Source organism: Pseudomonas sp. AN-B15 (assembly GCF_019056475.1).
Taxonomy (GTDB): domain Bacteria; phylum Pseudomonadota; class Gammaproteobacteria; order Pseudomonadales; family Pseudomonadaceae; genus Aquipseudomonas; species Aquipseudomonas parakoreensis.
The window spans coordinates 3423162-3441091 of record NZ_CP049737.1 but is presented as its reverse complement, the minus strand read 5'-3'; the positions used below and the strand labels follow the sequence as shown (position 1 = coordinate 3441091).

The 17930-nt window shown below is 64.8% G+C and carries 4 protein-coding genes (1 of these 4 only partly in view); 2 read left to right on the top strand and 2 right to left on the bottom strand.

The window, feature by feature from the left end; all coding sequences use genetic code 11:
* Window position 1: 1 nt before the first annotated feature.
* Together GTQ41_RS15230 and GTQ41_RS15225 are read right to left on the bottom strand one after the other, a co-directional pair.
* A complete protein-coding gene (locus tag GTQ41_RS15230; protein WP_302183176.1) occupies window positions 2-1408 on the bottom strand; it encodes an efflux transporter outer membrane subunit in 1407 nt (468 codons plus the stop codon).
* A gap of 85 nt (window positions 1409-1493) precedes the next feature.
* Window positions 1494-2288, bottom strand: coding sequence for a helix-turn-helix transcriptional regulator (locus tag GTQ41_RS15225; protein ID WP_041067206.1), 795 nt, complete (start codon window positions 2286-2288; stop codon window positions 1494-1496).
* Between the two features lie 488 nt (window positions 2289-2776).
* Here GTQ41_RS15225 and GTQ41_RS15220 point away from each other — a divergent pair, with 488 nt between their 5' ends.
* Together GTQ41_RS15220 and GTQ41_RS15215 are read left to right on the top strand one after the other, a co-directional pair.
* Entirely contained in the window at window positions 2777-9190 is a 6414-nt protein-coding gene (locus tag GTQ41_RS15220; RefSeq protein ID WP_217325302.1) for a non-ribosomal peptide synthetase, read from the top strand.
* Window positions 9191-9436: 246 nt separating this feature from the next.
* A protein-coding gene (locus GTQ41_RS15215; RefSeq protein WP_047293834.1) for a non-ribosomal peptide synthetase crosses the window boundary here: on the top strand, window positions 9437-17930 show its 5' portion. 4520 nt of this gene lie beyond the right edge of the window; only the first 8494 of its 13014 coding nucleotides appear in the window; its start codon is at window positions 9437-9439; the stop codon falls past the right edge of the window.

Genomic DNA, 17930 nt, shown 5'->3' with positions numbered 1-17930 from the left:
GCTAATGAAAATTCGCCTCATCGGCCCGCCAGCCGCCGCCCAGCGCGGTGTACAGGTTGACCTCGGCCACCAGTTGCGCCAGCCGATCGGTGATCAGCCCCTGTTGTGAACTGAACAGCGAACGCTGTGCGTCGAGAAACGTCAGGCTGCTGTCGACGCCATTCTGATACCGATGCTGCGCCAGGTTGTAGTAGTCCTGAGTGGCCCGCACCAGATCGCGTTGTGCCTGCAATTGCTGCTGATAAGTGCTGCGCGCCGCGAGGCCATTGGCGACTTCCTGAAACGCGGTCTGAATCGATTTCTCGTATTCGGCGACTGCGACGTCTTTCTGCAATTTCGAATAATCCAGGCTCGCGCGCAGGCTGCCGGCATTGAAAATCGGCAGGTTGATTTGCGGCTGGAACGTCCAGGCGCCCGAGCCGGCGCTGAACAGCCCGGACAGATCGCGGCTGGAGGTGCCGGCGCTCGCGGTCAGGCTGACACTGGGGAAAAACGCCGCCCGCGCCGCGCCGATATTGGCGTTGGCCGCCTTCAGTTGGTACTCGGCCTGGAGAATGTCCGGGCGCCGTTGCAGCAAATCCGACGGCAACCCGGCCGGCAGTTGCCGGATCAGATCGCTGGCCAGTGGTTGCGCCGGCAGTTGCTCGGGGACTGGCGCGCCGACCAGCAGCGTCAGGCTGTTGAGATCCTGCGCCACCTGGCGTTTGTAGCGCGCCAGATTGGCTCGCGAACTGTCGACGCTGGTCTTGGCCTGCGCCTGTTCCAGTGCCGAAGACTTGCCGGCGTCACGGTTGCGCGTGGTCAGGCGCAGGCTCTGTTCATCGGCGGCGAGGGTCTGGCGCGTCAGTTCAAGCAACTCCTGATCGGCGCGCCAGGTCAGGTAGGCATTGGCGACGTTGGCCACCAGACTCAGCTCGGCACTGCGCCGCGCCTGCTCGGTCGCCAGCCAGGTTTGCAGCGCCTGCTCGCTGAGGCTGCGCACCCGGCCGAAAAAATCCAGCTCATAGGCACTGACGCCGAGATTCGCCGCATAGGTCGAATTGATCATGGCTTTGCTGCGGGTCACGCTGGGCGGCAGGCGCTGGCGCGACTCGCTGGCATTGGCCGACACCGCCGGCAGCAGATCGGCGCGCTGGATCCGGTACTGCGCCTGGAACGCCTCGACGTTCAGCGCCGCCACGCGCAGGTCGCGATTGTTCAGCAGTGCGCTTTCAATCAGCTGTTGCAGCGCCGGGTCGTGGAACAGCGTGCGCCAGTCTTCAGTGCGCGCTGCGGCGGGTGTCTGTGTCGGGTAAACCGCACCTTGCGGGTACTGCGCCGCGCTCGGTGAGGCAGGGCGCTGGTACTCGGGAATCAACGAACAACCGGCCAACAGGACGGCGAGGGACAGCAGGGACATGCGCAACATCGAACGCTCTCATGCAGAAAAAATACGTGCCGGGGGACTCAGTCTCCACCCCCCTCGCCAACACCGTTGAAGCCTGACTTCGCCGTTATGCCCCTGCCATCCAGCGCGCCAGGCCATGCCGTCCGCTGACGCCCAGTTTGGCGGTGGCACGCTTGAGGTAGGTCTCGACCGAACTGCTCTTGACCCGTAGCTGCTCGGCCAGTTGCGGCACGGTGCCGCCGGTCAGCAGCCCGAGGCAGACTTCCTTTTCCCGGGCCGACAGCACAATGGCGCCCAGCGCCAGGCGCTCGTCGAACACCTGCTGCAACGGCGCCTGTTCCAGATCGGCCAGGGGCAGGCGCGGTTGTTTGGCGACGATCTGTCGACTGAGTTGCGCGTGCCGTTCAATCAGCGGCAACAGGGTGTCGGACAGGCTTTTGAGAAACGACAGCTCCGGCAGGGAAAACACCCGTTGCGTATGCGGTCGGTAGAACGAGATGACACAACGGCGGTTGGAGGTGCGCGACACCAGATTGCACTGGTGCACGCTGTGCTGCGGATGGCGGGGCTGGAGTGAGGCTTTGAGTTGAATCAGCAGGGAATCATTCATCTCGATCATCTTCTGCAAGAGCGGATGATCGTCCGGACTCGTCAACGGGTCTGGCGGCGGAAAGGTCTGCGGCAGGCCGGCGCTGCCCAGCGCCTTGATCTCGACCACGCTGGCCTGACGTTCGTCCAGCGTCCACTCGCTGAGGTCGACGCGATTGACCGGCACCAGGGTGTCGACCAACTGGAACAGGTTATTGGCGAAGTGATCATCGCCGGTGCTGGCAATCAGTTCCCCCAGTTGCCAGTAGAAGTGCGGGTTTTCCATGTTGCGAATGCTGCCGGTCAGATTCATATCCTTGTCATCCCTGGTTCCGAGTCATCACCGAGTCGTCCGCTGTTGATGCAAAAGCCGCCCACGCAATCGTCTCTCCTTGAAACTGATCTGGGGCGGGATTTAAGCCTATGGATTTGTCCTACGTCTGTAGGGGAAAACAGGGACACAAAGTGCCATCATTTCTGAAAGTTGGCGCCGGGCTTCTGACGGTGCCTGGTACAGAGGTCGCGCTTTGCGTGACTGTTCGGTCACGGCAAAGGCTTGAAAACCGGGGCAGTTACGTTTTCATGTGCTGACTGCGCTGGTCGATGGCGGCGTCAGCGTGTGGCATTTTTCCTACAAGAATTTCAGTATTTCCTCTCCGAACTTTTAGTGGGTTCCCACCCAATAAGGCTGTTCAAGCGCGGACTGGCCGGCGCGTGGGACGAGGTTGTCCGGGTTTCAGGTGTCATGTCGGCCTCGGGGCCGATGCTTGAATAGGCGCAAAATCACCTGAGAAGGATCTTATGCCGCCTATTTCCGCCCCTGCGGTGGCCACGCCGTCCGCATCGCTCCAGACGTATCCGCTGACCGCTGCGCAGTTGGATATCTGGCTGGATCAGCTGAGTCGCGGTGATTCGCCGCTGTACAACATCGGCGGCTACATGGACCTCAGTGGGCCGCTGGAGCCGGCCCGGATGCAGGCCGCGCTGGAAGCGCTGGTGGCCCGGCATGACGCAATGCGCACGGTGCTGTTGCCCGGCGCCGGTGCAACAGGCTTGCCGCTGCAGCAGTTTGCCCGGTCAGTCGCAGTGCCGATGCCGATCCACGATGTGTCGACGCACGGCGAGCCTGAGTCGGCGGCACGGCGATTGGTTCAGGCGCGCATCGATCAACCCTTCGTGCTGGACGGCGGCTACCTGTTCCGCTTTCAGTTGATCCACCTCGATGACCAGCGACATTGGTTAGCCGTGCAGGCTCATCACTTGATCTTCGATGGCTGGAGCTTTGGCGAAATGTTCAAGTCGCTGGACGAGATCTATAACGCGCTGGCGCACGGCCAACCGGCACCAGTCGCGGCGCCGTCGTACATCGACTTCATCGAAGACAATGCGCGCTACCAAGCGTCGCCGCGTTATGCGCAGGATCGCGCCTACTGGCTGGACAAGTACCGACAGATGCCCGAACCGCTGTTGCTGCCGCGGCACCCGCAGCGCCAGACCGGCCCCGCCGCGCAGACGCAGGTCTACACGCAGCCCTTGCCGACGCTGCTGCACGAGCGCATGAAGCAGGTGGCCCGGGCGTACGGTGCCTCGGCGTTCCATGTGCTGCTGGCGGCGCTGCATGTCTACTTCAGTCGCAGCACGCAGCGTGACGAATGGGTGGTGGGGTTGCCGATTCTCAACCGCTCCGGCGCGCGCTTCAAATCCACCCTCGGGCTGTTCGCCCAGGTCAGCGCGGTGCGCATGGGTTTCGGTCGCGAATCTACCTTCGCTGAGCTGGTGAGCGCGATCCGTGATGAGCTGCGCAAGGATTTCCGCCATCAGCGCTTCCCCGTGAGTGAAATGAACCGCGCCCTGGGTTTACTGCGCGAAGAGCGCTCGCAGCTGTTCGAGGTCACGGTTTCCTACGAACAGGGCACTCACGATTATCGCTACGGCGAGGCATCGGGAAGGATCATCAAGGCCTCGAACGTCGAGGAGGCCACGCCGCTGGCGGTGCACCTGCTGAGCAGTCTTGCCAACGACGACGCGCGCCTGTACCTGATCTACAGCGAGGCATATTTCAGCGCCGATCAAGTCAAGGCCCTGGCGGAACGCTGGTTGTTGATTCTGGAGCAGGGGCTGGAGGCGGTGAACCTGCCGGTGGCGGATTTCGACCTGAGCACGCCCGAGGAAACCGCGCTGCTGCAACAGTGGAATGCCACGCGGGTGGACTACCCGGCGCCGACCACCCTTGCGCAGCGTATCGAAGCGCAGGCAATGCTGCGGCCGCAGGCGCTGGCGGCGGTTGCTCAAGGGCAATGCCTGAGCTATGCCGAACTCAATCAACGTGCCAATGCGCTCGCTCATCATCTGCTCGACCTCGGTGTGCACCCGGATGACCGGGTGGCGATCATCGCCCGGCGCGGGCTCGACACATTGGTCGGGTTGTTGGCGATCCTCAAGGCTGGCGCCGCTTATGTGCCGCTGGATCCGGCGCATCCGGCCGAGCGCCTGAGCTATCTGCTGGAGGACAGCGCGCCCATCGCGGTGCTGACCCAGCGTGCGCTGCGCGAGCATTTGCCGGCGCTGTCGGTGCCGGTGATCGAGCTGGATCAGCCGAGCTGGTCCGCCGAGCCTGTCGGCGCGCCGAAAGTGCCGGGGCTGACCCCGGCCAACCTCGCTTATGTGATTTACACCTCTGGTTCCACCGGTCTGCCCAAGGGGGTGATGGTCGAGCACCGCACCCTGTGCAATCTGGTCGATTGGCACGCTGACGTTTTCGACCTGCGCGCCGGCAGCCATACCTCGAGCCTGGCCGGCTTCGGTTTCGACGCGATGGCCTGGGAAGTCTGGCCGGCGCTGTGCGTGGGCGCGACCCTGCACCTGGCGCCGGTCAGCGAGGGCGGCGAAGACATCGATGCGCTGCTCGACTGGTGGTGTGCGCAGCCGCTGGAGGTGAGCTTTTTGCCGACCCCCATCGCCGAATACGCGTTCAGCCGCCAACTCGCTCACCCGACGTTGCGCACGCTGCTGATCGGTGGCGATCGCCTGCGCCAGTTCCCGCGTCAACAATCCTTCGAAGTGATCAACAACTACGGGCCGACCGAAGCCACTGTAGTGGCGACCTCGGGTCGCATCGACGCCGGGCAGGCGCTGCACATCGGCAAACCGGTGAGCAATGCCACGGTGTATCTGCTGGATGAACAGCAGCAACCGGTGCCGCTGGGCGTGAGCGGCGAGTTGTACATCGGCGGGGCCGGCGTGGCTCGCGGTTATTTGAACCGCGCCGACCTGAGCGCCGAGCGCTTCCTGCGTGATCCGTTCAGCGCTGAACCGGGGGCGCGCATATATCGCACTGGCGATCTCGCACGCTGGCGCGCCGACGGCAATCTGGAGTATCTGGGGCGCAACGATGATCAGGTGAAAATCCGTGGCATCCGGATCGAACCGGGGGAAATCGAGAGCGCACTCACCAGCCATCCAGCGGTGCGAGAAGCGGTGGTGCTGGTGCGCGACGGACAATTGTTGGCGTGGTTCACCGAGCGGGTGCCGTTGAACATCAATGAACTGCACGCACACCTGAAAACCCGCCTGAGCAGCGCCATGCTGCCGAACGCCTACGTGCGTCTGCCGGCGCTGCCGCTGACCGCCAACGGCAAGGTTGATCGCAAGGCGCTGCCCGCGCCCGGGGCAGAAGATTTGATTCGCCGCGAATACGAGGCACCGCAAGGCGAGGTCGAAATCGCCCTGGCGCAGATCTGGGCCGAAGTCCTGCAAGTGGAGCGGGTCGGGCGTCACGATCACTTCTTCGAGCTGGGTGGGCATTCGTTGCTGGCGGTGATGCTGATCGAACGCATGCGTCAGCTCGATCTGAGCAGCGACGTGCGCGTGCTGTTCAGCCAGCCGACGCTCGCTGCACTGGCCGCTTCGGTCGGCAGCGGTCGGGAAATCGAAGTGCCGGCCAACCGCATCGCCGCCGATTGCACGCACATCACGCCGGCGATGTTGCCGCTGGTACAACTGCAGCAGATGGACATCGAGCGGATCGTCGCCAGCGTTCCGGGTGGCGCCGCCAATGTGCAGGACATCTACCCGCTGGCACCGCTGCAGGAAGGCATTCTCTACCACCACATCACTGCTGAGCAGGGCGATCCGTACCTGCTGCAATCGCAACTGGCGTTCGACAGTCTTGAACGCGTCGAGGCCTTCGCTGCGGCGCTGCGCGAGGTCATGGCGCGCCATGACATTCTGCGCACTTCGGTGCTCTGGGAAGGCCTGACCACCCCGGTGCAAGTGGTGTGGCGCGAGGCAATTGTGCCGTTGGAGGAGGTCGAACTGGATCCGGCTGACGGCCCGGTCATCGAGCAGTTGCACGCGCTCTTCAATGCCCGGCGTTATCGTCTTGACGTCAGCCAGGCGCCGCTGATGCGCCTGGTGTATGCGCGTGATCCGGCGCTGGATCGGGTGGTGGGGATTCTGCTGTTCCATCATTTGGCGATGGATCACATCGCTCTCGAAGTGATGCGCGGCGAACTGCAGGCCAGCCTGTGCGGACACACTGTGGCGCTGGCGCCGCCGGTGCCGTATCGCAATTACGTGGCGCAAACGCGGCTGGGCGTCAGCGAGCAGGAACACGAGGCGTTTTTCCGCGCGCAACTGGCGGACATCGACGAGCCGACCCTGCCATTCGGGCTGATGGAAGTGCAGGGCGACGGACGCGGCATTGACGAAGCGCAGCAGACCCTGCCGGCTGACGTCTATCAGCGCTTGCGCACCCAGGCACGCCAGGCCGGGGTCAGCGTGGCGAGTCTGATCCATCTGGCGTGGGCGCGGGTGCTGGCGGCGACGTCCGGCCAGCAGCGTGTGGTGTTCGGCACGGTGCTGATGGGGCGCATGCAAGGCGGCGAGGGCGCTGACCGCGCTTTGGGCGTGTTCATCAACAGCTTGCCGTTGCGCATCGATGTCGATGCCGGGGTGCTGGACGCCGTGCGCGCCACCCATGTGCGGCTGACCGCGCTGCTCGGCCATGAGCACGCGTCGCTGGCACTGGCTCAGCGCTGCAGCGGCGTCGCCTCGCCGTCACCGTTGTTCAGCGCGCTGCTCAACTACCGGCACAGTGACGAATCTGAATTGCTGGAGCCGTCCAGTCAGGCTTGGCAAGGCATCGAAACCCTGGCCAACGAGGAGCGCACCAATTACCCGCTGACCATGAGCGTGGATGATTACGGCAACGGCTTGCGCCTCACCGGCAGGGCCGTGGCGCAGATTGGCGCGCAACGGATTTGCGGCTACATGCAAACCGCGTTGAGCGGCCTGGTACAGGCCTTGGAGCAGACTCCGCAACAACTGTTGAACCGCTTGCCGATCCTGCAAGCCGAGGAGTTGCAACGTTTGCTGATCACGTTCAACGCCACTGAGGTCGATTGTCCGCTGAACCAGCCTCTGCACGCGTTGTTCGAAGCACAGGCGCGGCGTAAGCCGGACGCCATCGCGCTGCAATCCGCGCAGGGAACCCTGACTTACCTCGAGCTCAATCAGCGCGCCAATCGCCTGGCCCATCACCTGCGTGAACTCGGCGTTCAACCGGACTCGCGCGTAGCGATCTGTGTCGAGCGCGGGCTGGATCTGGTGATCGGTCTGCTGGGGATTCTCAAGGCTGGCGGCGCCTATGTGCCGCTGGACCCGGACTATCCGCTGGAGCGCCTGAACTACATGCTGCAGGACAGCGCGCCGGTCGCACTGCTGGTGCATGGCGCCACGCGGCAATTGCTCGGCGAGCCGGGTGTGACGATGATCAATCTGGATTACGGCAGTTGGGAGCAGCAGCCGTCAGGCAACCTTCAACTGCCGGGTCTGAGTGCTTCGAACCTCGCTTACATGATCTACACCTCGGGTTCTACCGGGCTGCCGAAGGGCGTGATGATCGAGCATCGCAGCGCCTGCAACATGGTGCATTGGGGTTCGCAGCTCAGTCCGCCAACCGAACACGGCGCACTGCTGCAAAAGGCACCCTTCAGCTTCGACAGTTCGGTGTGGGAGATCTTCTGGCCGTTGTGTTCCGGGATGCGTCTGGTGCTGGCGCGGCTGGATGGCAACCGCGATTCGGCGTATGTGGTGCAGACCATTCGTGAGCAGCAGGTGACGGTGGTCAAGTTTGTGCCTGCCTTGCTGCAGCAGTTCATCGAGCAGGACGGTGTCGAGCAATGCACCAGCCTGACCGATGTGCTCAACGGTGGCGGCGAACTCAGCGCGGCGCTGGCCCGCCAAGTGCGTGATCGCCTGCCGTGGGTGCGGTTGCACAACGTTTATGGCCCGACCGAAACTACTGTGGACAGCACGGGCTGGACGCTGGAACCGGACATGCCGGTGCCGGAGAGCGTGGTGCCAATCGGTACAGCCTTGAGCAACACGCGGCTGTACGTGCTCGATGCGTACGGTCAACCGGTACCGCAAGGCGTCAGCGGTGAGTTGCACATTGGTGGCGTCGGCGTGGCGCGCGGTTATCACGGTTTGCCGGAAATGCAGGCCGAGCGCTTCATCGACAGCCCGTTTGTGGCGGGGGATCGGCTGTATCGCACGGGAGATCTGGCGCGCTACAACAATCATGGGGAACTGGAATTTCTCGGCCGCAACGACTTCCAGATCAAGCTGCGGGGCTTGCGTCTGGAGCCGGGAGAAATCGAGGCACGGTTGATCGAGCATTCGGCGATTCGCGAGGCGGTGGTGATGGTCCGTGATGAGCGTCTGGTGGCCTGGTACACCCTGCGCTCGGGCGTAGAAGCACCCAGTCTGGAGGCCTTGCGCGCGCATGTGCTGGAGCGTCTGCCGGAGTACATGGTGCCGGGTGCGTTCGTATTGCTCGACGCCTTGCCACTGACACCGAACGACAAGATCGATCGCAAAGCCTTGCCGGAGCCGGGGGCCGATGCCGTCATCAATCGCCCATACGTGGCACCCGAGGGCGAAGTCGAAACCACGCTGGCGCGGATCTGGGGCGAGGTGCTCGGCGTCGAACAGGTCGGTCGTCACGACAACTTCTTCGAACTGGGCGGGCACTCGTTGTTGGCGGTGAGTCTGGTGGCGCGCATGCGCCAGAGCGGTTTGCACACCGACGCCCGGGCGCTGTTCAGTCAGCCGACCCTGGCGGCGCTGGCGCTCAGCACCACACCCGAGGCGCAGCAAGTGTTCATCCCGCCAACCACTATCCCGAGCCTGGCCCGCAAACGCCGGCTCTGACGCCGAACCCTGTAGGAGCTGCCGCAGGCTGCGATCTTTTGATTTGGCTTTTAACAGCAAGATCAAAAGATCGCAGCCTGCGGCAGCTCCTACAGGGGGGGATTGCGGCGCCCGAGCCGGCGGCTTGTCCCCGCTTCCCATGTCAGCCCCGCAAGCCCCGATGTTTTAGCTTTTCCAGGCTGCGCGCAGCAGGCACGGACTCGCGGCTGCGCGCTCCTTTTTCTCGTATTTACAGCAGGTTATCCCATGCATTTCAGCGAACTGATGGCTGTTCTTTCCACCCATGCGATCCGCCTTCAACAGGAAGATGAAGACCTGGTCATTCTGGGCAGCGACGACGCGCTGGACGATGCGTTGTGGGACAGCCTCAGCGAACACAAGGCGCAGCTGCTGGAACTGGTCGCCCGTCATGGTGGCGACTGGCTGAGCCCGGCGTTTCGCATCACCCCGGACATGCTGCCGCTGGTGACACTGGATCAGCCGACCATCGACCGGCTGGTGGCCAAGGTGCCCGGTGGCGCCGCCAACCTGCAGGACATTTACCCGCTGGCGCCGCTGCAGGAAGGCATGCTTTACCTGCACCTGTCGGCACCCGCCGGCGATCCTTACGTGTCACAAGCGCGGTTCGCCTTCGACAGCCGCGAACGGCTGGAAGCCTTCGCCGAGGCGTTGCAGTGGATGATCGAACGCCACGATATCCTGCGCACTTCGTTTGTCTGGGAGCGTCTGGACGAACCGTTGCAAGTGGTGCAGCGGCAGGCTCGTCTGCACTGCGAGGAAATCGCCCTCGACCCGGGCGCGGATGTCCTGATGCAACTGCTGGAGCGCCACGATCCACGGTTCTTCCGCCTCGACATCCGGCAGGCGCCGCTGCTGCGTCTGGTGTACGCCATGGATCCGGCCAATGGGCGCGTGGTCGCGCTGTTGCTGTTCCATCACCTGATCATGGATCACGTCGCGCTCGATGTGGTGCGCCGCGAAACCCGCGCGCACCTGCTCGGCCAGACTGCGCGGGTCGGGCCGCCGGTGCCGTACCGTGATCATCTGGCCAAAGCCCGTCTGCGTCTGGACGAGCAGGTTCACGAAGCGTTTTTCCGCGAGATGCTCGCCGATATCGACGAGCCGACCTTGCCTTGTGGTCTGCAGGACGTGCAGGGCGACGGCCAGGACATCGAAGAAGCCGTGCTGATGCTCGACGCCGATTTGAGCCGGCCACTGCGCGGCCAGGCGCGTCAGCTCGGCGTCAGCGTCGCCAGCCTGATGCACCTGGCGCTGGCACGCGTGCTCGGCCAATTGTCCGGGCGCACGGCGGTGGTGTTCGGCACCGTGCTGCTGGGGCGGATGGAGGCGGGTGAGGGCGGCGAACAGGCGCTGGGGATGTTCATCAACACCTTGCCGCTGCGGGTGGATGTCGGGCAGGACGGCGTGCGCGCCGGGGTGCTGGCCACCCATCGACGCCTGACCGCGTTGCTCGGCCATGAACAGACCTCGCTGGCCCTGGCCCAACGTTGCAGTGCGGTGGCGGTGCCGACGCCGTTGTTCAACGCGATCCTCAACTATCGCCACAGCAGCAGCGAAGAGATCGCCGAGGTCAGCGAACTGGCCCCTGGCGTGCAAGTGCTGGGCGCCCGCGAGCGCACCAACTACCCGCTGACGATCAACATCGACGACCTCGGCGAAGACTTGCGCATCACCGCGCTGGCGGATGCGGCGCTGGGTGCCGAACGCATCGCCGCTTACCTGCACACCGCGTTGCACAGCCTGCTACAGGCCTTGCAATCGAACCCGGATGCGCCGCTGCACCAGCTGAATATTCTGCCGGCGGCCGAGCGCGAATACCTGCTGCACGGAGTCAACTCGCCGTTGCCGCAGTTCCCGCAAACGCCGTTGATCCATCAGCAGTTCGAAGCGCATGCGGCGGCACGCCCGGAGGCCACAGCGCTGCTGTTCGAGGAGCAGACGTTGAGCTACGGCGAACTCAATCGCCGCGCCAACCAGCTTGCGCATCATCTGCTGGCGCTGGGGATTCGCCCGGATCAACGCGTGGCGATCTGCGTCGAGCGCGGCCCGCAGATGATCATCGGCCTGCTCGGTATCCTCAAGGCGGGCGCCGGTTACGTGCCGATCGACCCGGCGTATCCGCTGGAGCGCATCGCCTACACCCTGCAGGACTGCGCCCCGGTGGCGGTGCTGACCCAGGCCGATACGCTGGTCCGGGTTGGCGCGCTCGCCGTGCCGAGCATCGATCTGGACAGTGTGCAGTTGCAGGCTGAACTCGGCAGCAATCCGCAGATTCCCGAGCTGAGCCCGAGTCATCTCGCCTACGTGATCTACACCTCGGGTTCCACCGGGCTGCCCAAAGGCGTGATGGTCGAACACCGCAACGTGGTGCGCCTGTTTTCGGCGACCCACGACTGGTTCAACTTCAACCCGCAAGATGTGTGGGCGCTGTTCCATTCCTTCGCCTTCGATTTCTCGGTGTGGGAAATCTGGGGCGCGCTGGCGTTTGGCGGCCAGTTGTTGCTGGTGCCGCAGGCCGTGAGTCGCTCGCCGGACGACTGCTACGCGCTGCTGTGCCGCAGTGGCGTCACCGTGCTCAATCAAACGCCGAGCGCCTTCCGCCAGTTGATCGCCGCGCAGGGCCGCAGCCCGTTGCAGCATTCGCTGCGCGAGGTGATCTTCGGCGGCGAAGCCCTGGAGCCGGGCCTGCTCAAACCGTGGTACGCGCGGGTCGGCAATGCCGGTACGCGGCTGGTGAACATGTACGGCATCACTGAAACCACGGTGCACGTGACCTATCGCCCACTGGAAGCCGCGGACGCGCAACTGGTCGGGCGCAGCCCGATCGGTGTGGGCATTCCCGACCTGCAACTGTACGTGCTCGACGCGCAGCGCGAACCGGTACCGGTCGGCGTGATCGGCGAGTTGTACGTCGGTGGCGCCGGGGTTGCCCGGGGTTACCTCAATCGTGAAGCGCTGACTGCTGAACGCTTTATCGCCGACCCGTTCAGCGGCCGTGCTGCAGCGCGCCTGTACAAGACCGGTGACCTCGCGCGCTGGTCAGCGGATGGCAGCCTCGAATACCTGGGGCGCAACGACGATCAAGTGAAGATCCGGGGTTTCCGCATTGAGCTCGGTGAAATTGAAGCTCGCCTCGCCGCCTGCGCCGGTGTGCGCGAAGCGCTGGTAATCGCTCGTGAAGACAGTCCCGGTGACAAGCGTCTGGTCGCCTACTGGCTGGCCGCCGAAGGCACTGAACCGAGCGCCGCGCAATTGCGCGACGCGTTGCTGCAATCGCTGGCCGACTACATGGTGCCGAGCGCCTTTGTGCGCCTCGACGCCATACCGCTGACCACCAACGGCAAGCTTGATCGCAAAGCCTTGCCACAACCGGACAGCGATGCCTTTGCCCGTCGGGGTTTCGAAGCCCCAGTGGGGGAAGTTGAAACCCTGATCGCCGGCATCTGGCAGACCTTGCTCGGGGTTGAACAGGTCGGGCGACACGACAACTTCTTCGAGCTTGGCGGCCATTCGCTGTTGGCGGTGAAACTGATCGAACGCATGCGTCAGCACGACTTGCAGTGCGACGTGCGCGTGCTGTTCGGCCAGCCGAGCGTCGCGGCGCTGGCGGCGACCCTGAGTCACCGTCACGCCCGGCAGGTGCCGGACAATCTGATTGCTGTCGATTGCACGCGCATCACCCCGGACATGCTGCCGCTGGCCACGCTGGATCAGGCCGCCATCGACCGCGTGGTCGCCAGCGTGCCCGGCGGCGTCGGCAATGTGCAGGACATTTACGGTCTGGCACCGTTGCAGGCGGGGATTCTCTACCACCATCTGGCGACCAGCGCCGGTGACCCCTACGTGTTGCAGGCGCAATTTGCCTTCGCCGGACTGGCGCAGATCAAGGCCTTTGTCCGCGCGCTGAACGCGGTGATCGCGCGCCACGACATCCTGCGCACCAGCGTGTTCTGGGAAGGGCTTGAGGAGCCGGTGCAAGTGGTCTGGCGCGAGGCGCCGCTGGCACTGGAGCGGATCGACGCCGACCTGCTGGAAGGCGATGTGCTGGCGCAGATGCAGGCGCGGTTCGATCCACGGCACTACCGCCTCGACCTGCGCCGCGCGCCGCTGATGCGTCTGGCCTACACCGAAGACCGTGCACAGCAGCGCTGGGTCGGCATCCTGTTGCTGCACCACATCGTCCTCGACCACACTGCATTGGAAGTGCTGCTCGCGGAAATGAACGACAGTCTGCAACCGAGCGGTGCCGAGTTGCCGATGCCGGTGCAGTACCGCAACTACGTGGCGCAGGCGCAACAGCATGCCGATACCCAAGCGCACGAAGCGTTCTTCCGCGACATGCTCGGCGACATCGACGAGCCGACCGTGGCCTTCGGTGTGCAGGACGTGCATGGCGATGGCAGCAGCAGCGTCGAGAGCGCGCAAGCGCTGGATTCGAGCGTGGCCCAGCGCTTGCGCGAACAGGCGCGGCGCCTCGGCATCAGCGCCGCGAGTCTGGTGCACCAGGCCTGGGGTCAGGTGCTGGCAAAGGTCTCGGGCCGTGAGGATGTGGTATTCGGCACCGTGCTGCTCGGGCGCATGCAGGGCGGCGAGGGCGCCGACCGCGCACTCGGCATGTTCATCAACACCTTGCCGCTGCGGGTCAGCGTCGGCGCGACGGCGGTGCAGCAAGGCGTGCGCGCTACCCATGAACGTCTGGCGCAACTGCTGGCGCATGAGCAGGCCTCGCTGTCGCTGGCCCAGCGTTGCAGCGGTGTTGCCGCGTCGCTGCCGCTGTTCAGCAGCTTGCTCAACTACCGTCACAGCGCGGCGGAGCCGGCAGGCGTGGCCTGGGACGGGATCGAGATTCTCAGCTCCCGCGAGCGCAGCAACTATCCGCTGGTGGTCAGCGTCGACGACCTCGGCACCGGTTTCCGCCTGAGCGTGCAGGCGGTGCCGCAGGTAGATGGTGCGCGGGTCTGCGATTACCTGCAGACCGCGCTGCACAATCTGCTGACGGCGCTGGAGCACAATCCGGCCACGCCGCTGCGGCAGATCTCGGTGCTGTCGCCGAGCGAACGGCAGCGGGTCCTGGTCGGCTTTAATATTAGCGGTCGCGACTTCCCGCCGGCACAAACCGTGCAGCGTTTGTTCGAGGCCCGGGCGGCTGCGCACCCTGCAGCGTTGGCGGCGGTGCAAGGTGCGCAGCAGTTGCGCTATGGCGAACTCAATCAGCGGGCCAATCGTCTGGCGCATCACCTGATAGGCCTTGGCGTGCAGCCCGATGACCGGGTCGCCCTGTGCGCCCGGCGCAGTCCGGACATGCTGGTGGCGCTGCTGGCGATCCTCAAGGCCGGCGCCGGTTATGTGCCGGTCGATCCGGCGTATCCGCCGGAACGCATCGCCTACCTGTTGCAGGACTGCGCCCCGGTGGCGGTCGTGGCGCAGGCATCGACTCGCGATCTGCTCGGTGGCGTGCCGGTCGTCGATCTGGACAACGACCTCTGGCAGCGCCTGTCGGATGCCAATCCGCAGGTGCCGACATTGACGCCGAACCATCTGGCTTACGTGATCTACACCTCCGGTTCCACCGGCCAACCGAAAGGCGTGATGGTCGAGCACGCGACCCTGGAAAACCTCGTGCACTGGCACGCTGAAGCCTTTGATTTGCAGACCGGCAGCCAGACCGCGAGTGTCGCCGGCTTCGGTTTCGATGCGATGGCCTGGGAAGTCTGGCCGGCGCTGTGTGTTGGCGCGACCTTGCACCTGCCGCCGCCGTCGATCCGCAACGAGCACCTCGACGAACTGCTCGACTGGTGGTGCGCGCAGCCGTTGCAGGTCAGCTTCTTGCCGACGCCGGTGGCCGAATACGCGTTCAGCCGGCAATTGCAGCACCCGACCCTGCGTACGCTGCTGATCGGTGGCGACCGACTGCGTCAGTTCAGTCGTCAGCAAACCTTCGAGGTGATCAACAACTATGGCCCGACTGAGGCGACGGTGGTCGCCACCTCGGGGCCGGTCGAACTGGATCAGCCGCTGCATATCGGCCGGCCGATTGCCAATGCCAAAGTCTATGTGCTGGACGCCGAGCAGCACCCGGTGCCGGTGGGGGTGGCGGGCGAGTTGTATGTCGGCGGCGCGGGCGTGGCGCGCGGCTATCTGAATCGCCCCGAGCTGAGCGCTGCGCAGTTCCTGTTCGATCCGTTCAGCGACGAGCCGCAGGCGCGCATGTACCGTACCGGCGATCAGGCGCGTTGGCTGGCCGACGGCAACCTCGAGTACCTGGGGCGCAACGACGATCAGGTCAAACTGCGTGGCGTGCGTATCGAACTCGGTGAAATCGAAGCCGCGCTCGGCAGCCACGCGGCGCTACGGGAGGCGGTGGTACTGGTTCGCGACGGGCGGCTGATTGCGTGGTTCACCGAGCGCACGGCGGTCGATATTCAGCAGTTGCACACGCATTTGCAGGCACGCTTGCCGGAGGCGCTGTTGCCGGCGGCTTACGTGCGGCTGGACGCATTGCCGTTGACCGCCAACGGCAAGATCGATCGCAAGGCCCTGCCTGAACCGGAGCAGGGCGCGTGGCTCAGCCGCGAATATGAAGCGCCACAAGGTGCCGTGGAAAACGCGCTGGCGCAGATCTGGATCGACGTGCTGAACGTCGAGCGCGTCGGGCGTCACGACAACTTCTTTGAACTGGGCGGGCATTCGCTGCTGGCGGTGAGCCTGATCGAACGCATGCGTCAGATCGACCTCGCGGCTGACGTGCGCGTGTTGTTCAATCAGCCGACCCTCGCTGCACTGGCCGCCGCTATGGGCAGCGGTCGCGAAATCGAAGTGCCGGCCAACCGCATTCCGCCGGGTTGCACCCGCATCATCCCGGACATGCTCAGCCTGACCGAACTCGATCAAGCGAGCATCGAGCGCATCGTCGCCACCGTGCCCGGTGGCGCGGCCAATGTGCAGGACATCTATCCGCTGGCGCCGTTGCAGGAAGGCATTCTTTATCACCACCTGAGCGCCGAACAGGGCGATCCGTATCTGCTGCAATCGCGGCTGATCTTCGACAGCGTCGAGCGTCTGCGCACTTTCAGCCGAGCCTTGCAGCAGGTCGTCGCGCGTCACGACATTCTGCGCACCAGCGTGGTCTGGGAAGGCTTGCCGAGTCCGCATCAGGTGGTGTGGCGCGAGGCGCCGCTGTTGGTACAGGCGGTGCCGCTGGATCCGGCTCAGGGCGACGTCCTCGAACAGTTGCACGCGCGCTTCGATGCCCGGCACAACCGCCTCGACTTGAGCCAGGCGCCGTTGATGCGCATCGTTTACGCCGAAGACCCGGCGCAGCAACGGGTGGTGGCGATCATCCTGTTCCAGCACTTGATTCTCGACCACACCGCCATGGAGGTAGTGGGCCAAGAGATGCGCGCGTTCATGTTCGATCAGGCCGACCGCCTCGGCACGCCGATGCCGTATCGCAACTACGTGGCGCAGGCGCGTCTGGGTGCCAGCGAGCAGGAGCACGAAGCGTTCTTCCGCGACATGCTCGGCGATATCGACGAGCCGACCCTGCCGTTCGGTTTGCACGACGTGCAAGGCGATGGCGGCGACATTGAAGAGGCGCAGCAAGCCGTCGATGCCGGATTGACCCTGCGCCTGCGAGAGCAGGCGCGGCAGTTGGGTGTCAGCCCGGCGAGCCTGATGCATCTGGCCTGGGCGCAGGTGCTGGGGGTACTTGCCAACCGCCGCGACGTGGTGTTCGGCACGGTGCTGTTGGGTCGCTTGCAGGGCGGCGAGGGCGCGGATCGCACCCTGGGCGTGTTCATCAACACCTTGCCGCTGCGGGTGGATGTCAGCGAAGGCGTGCAGTCTGCTGTCAAGACCACCCACGCACGGCTGACCGCGCTGTTGGCCCATGAACATGCGCCACTGGCGCTGGCCCAGCGCTGCAGCGCAGTGTCCGGCGCGCCGCTGTTCAGCGCACTGCTCAACTACCGGCATACCGTCGCCGAGGCGCAGCCGCGTGACGGTCAGGGCATCTGGGAAGGCGTGCAATTGCTCGGTGGCGAAGAGCGCAGCAACTATCCGCTGACCCTCAGCGTCGACGATCTCGGCACAGACTTTTCTTTGACCGTGCTGGCGTTGACGCAGATCGGCGCGCAACGCATCTGCAGCTACATGCACACCGCGCTGGAGCATCTGCTGCACGCACTGGAGCAGGCGCCACAGCGTGCGCTCAACCGTTTGCCGATTCTTGCGGTGGAGGAATACGAGCGCTTGCTGGTCGGGTTCAACCCGACGGCGGCGGCATACCCGCGCGGGGCGACGATTCAGTCACTGGTGCAAGTGCAGGCCGAGCTGCATCCGCAAGCGCTGGCGGTGGTGCAGGGCACGCAGCAACTGACCTATGCGCAACTCAATCAGCAGGCCAATCGCCTGGCCCATCACTTGCTCGGCCTCGGCGTGCAGCCGGACGACCGGATTGCCGTGTGCCTGCCACGCAGCCCGCAGATGCTGGTGGCGCTGCTGGCGATTCTCAAGGCTGGCGCCGGTTATGTGCCGGTCGACCCGGCGTACCCGGCGGAGCGCATCGCCTACCTGTTGCAGGACAGCGATCCGGTGGCGGTGCTGGCGCAAGGCTCGACCCGCGAGCTGCTGGGCCGGGTGCCGGTGATCGATCTGGATCAGAACCTCTGGCAGCACCTGGCGGCGACCAATCCACAACTGCCGACGCTGACCCCGGCGC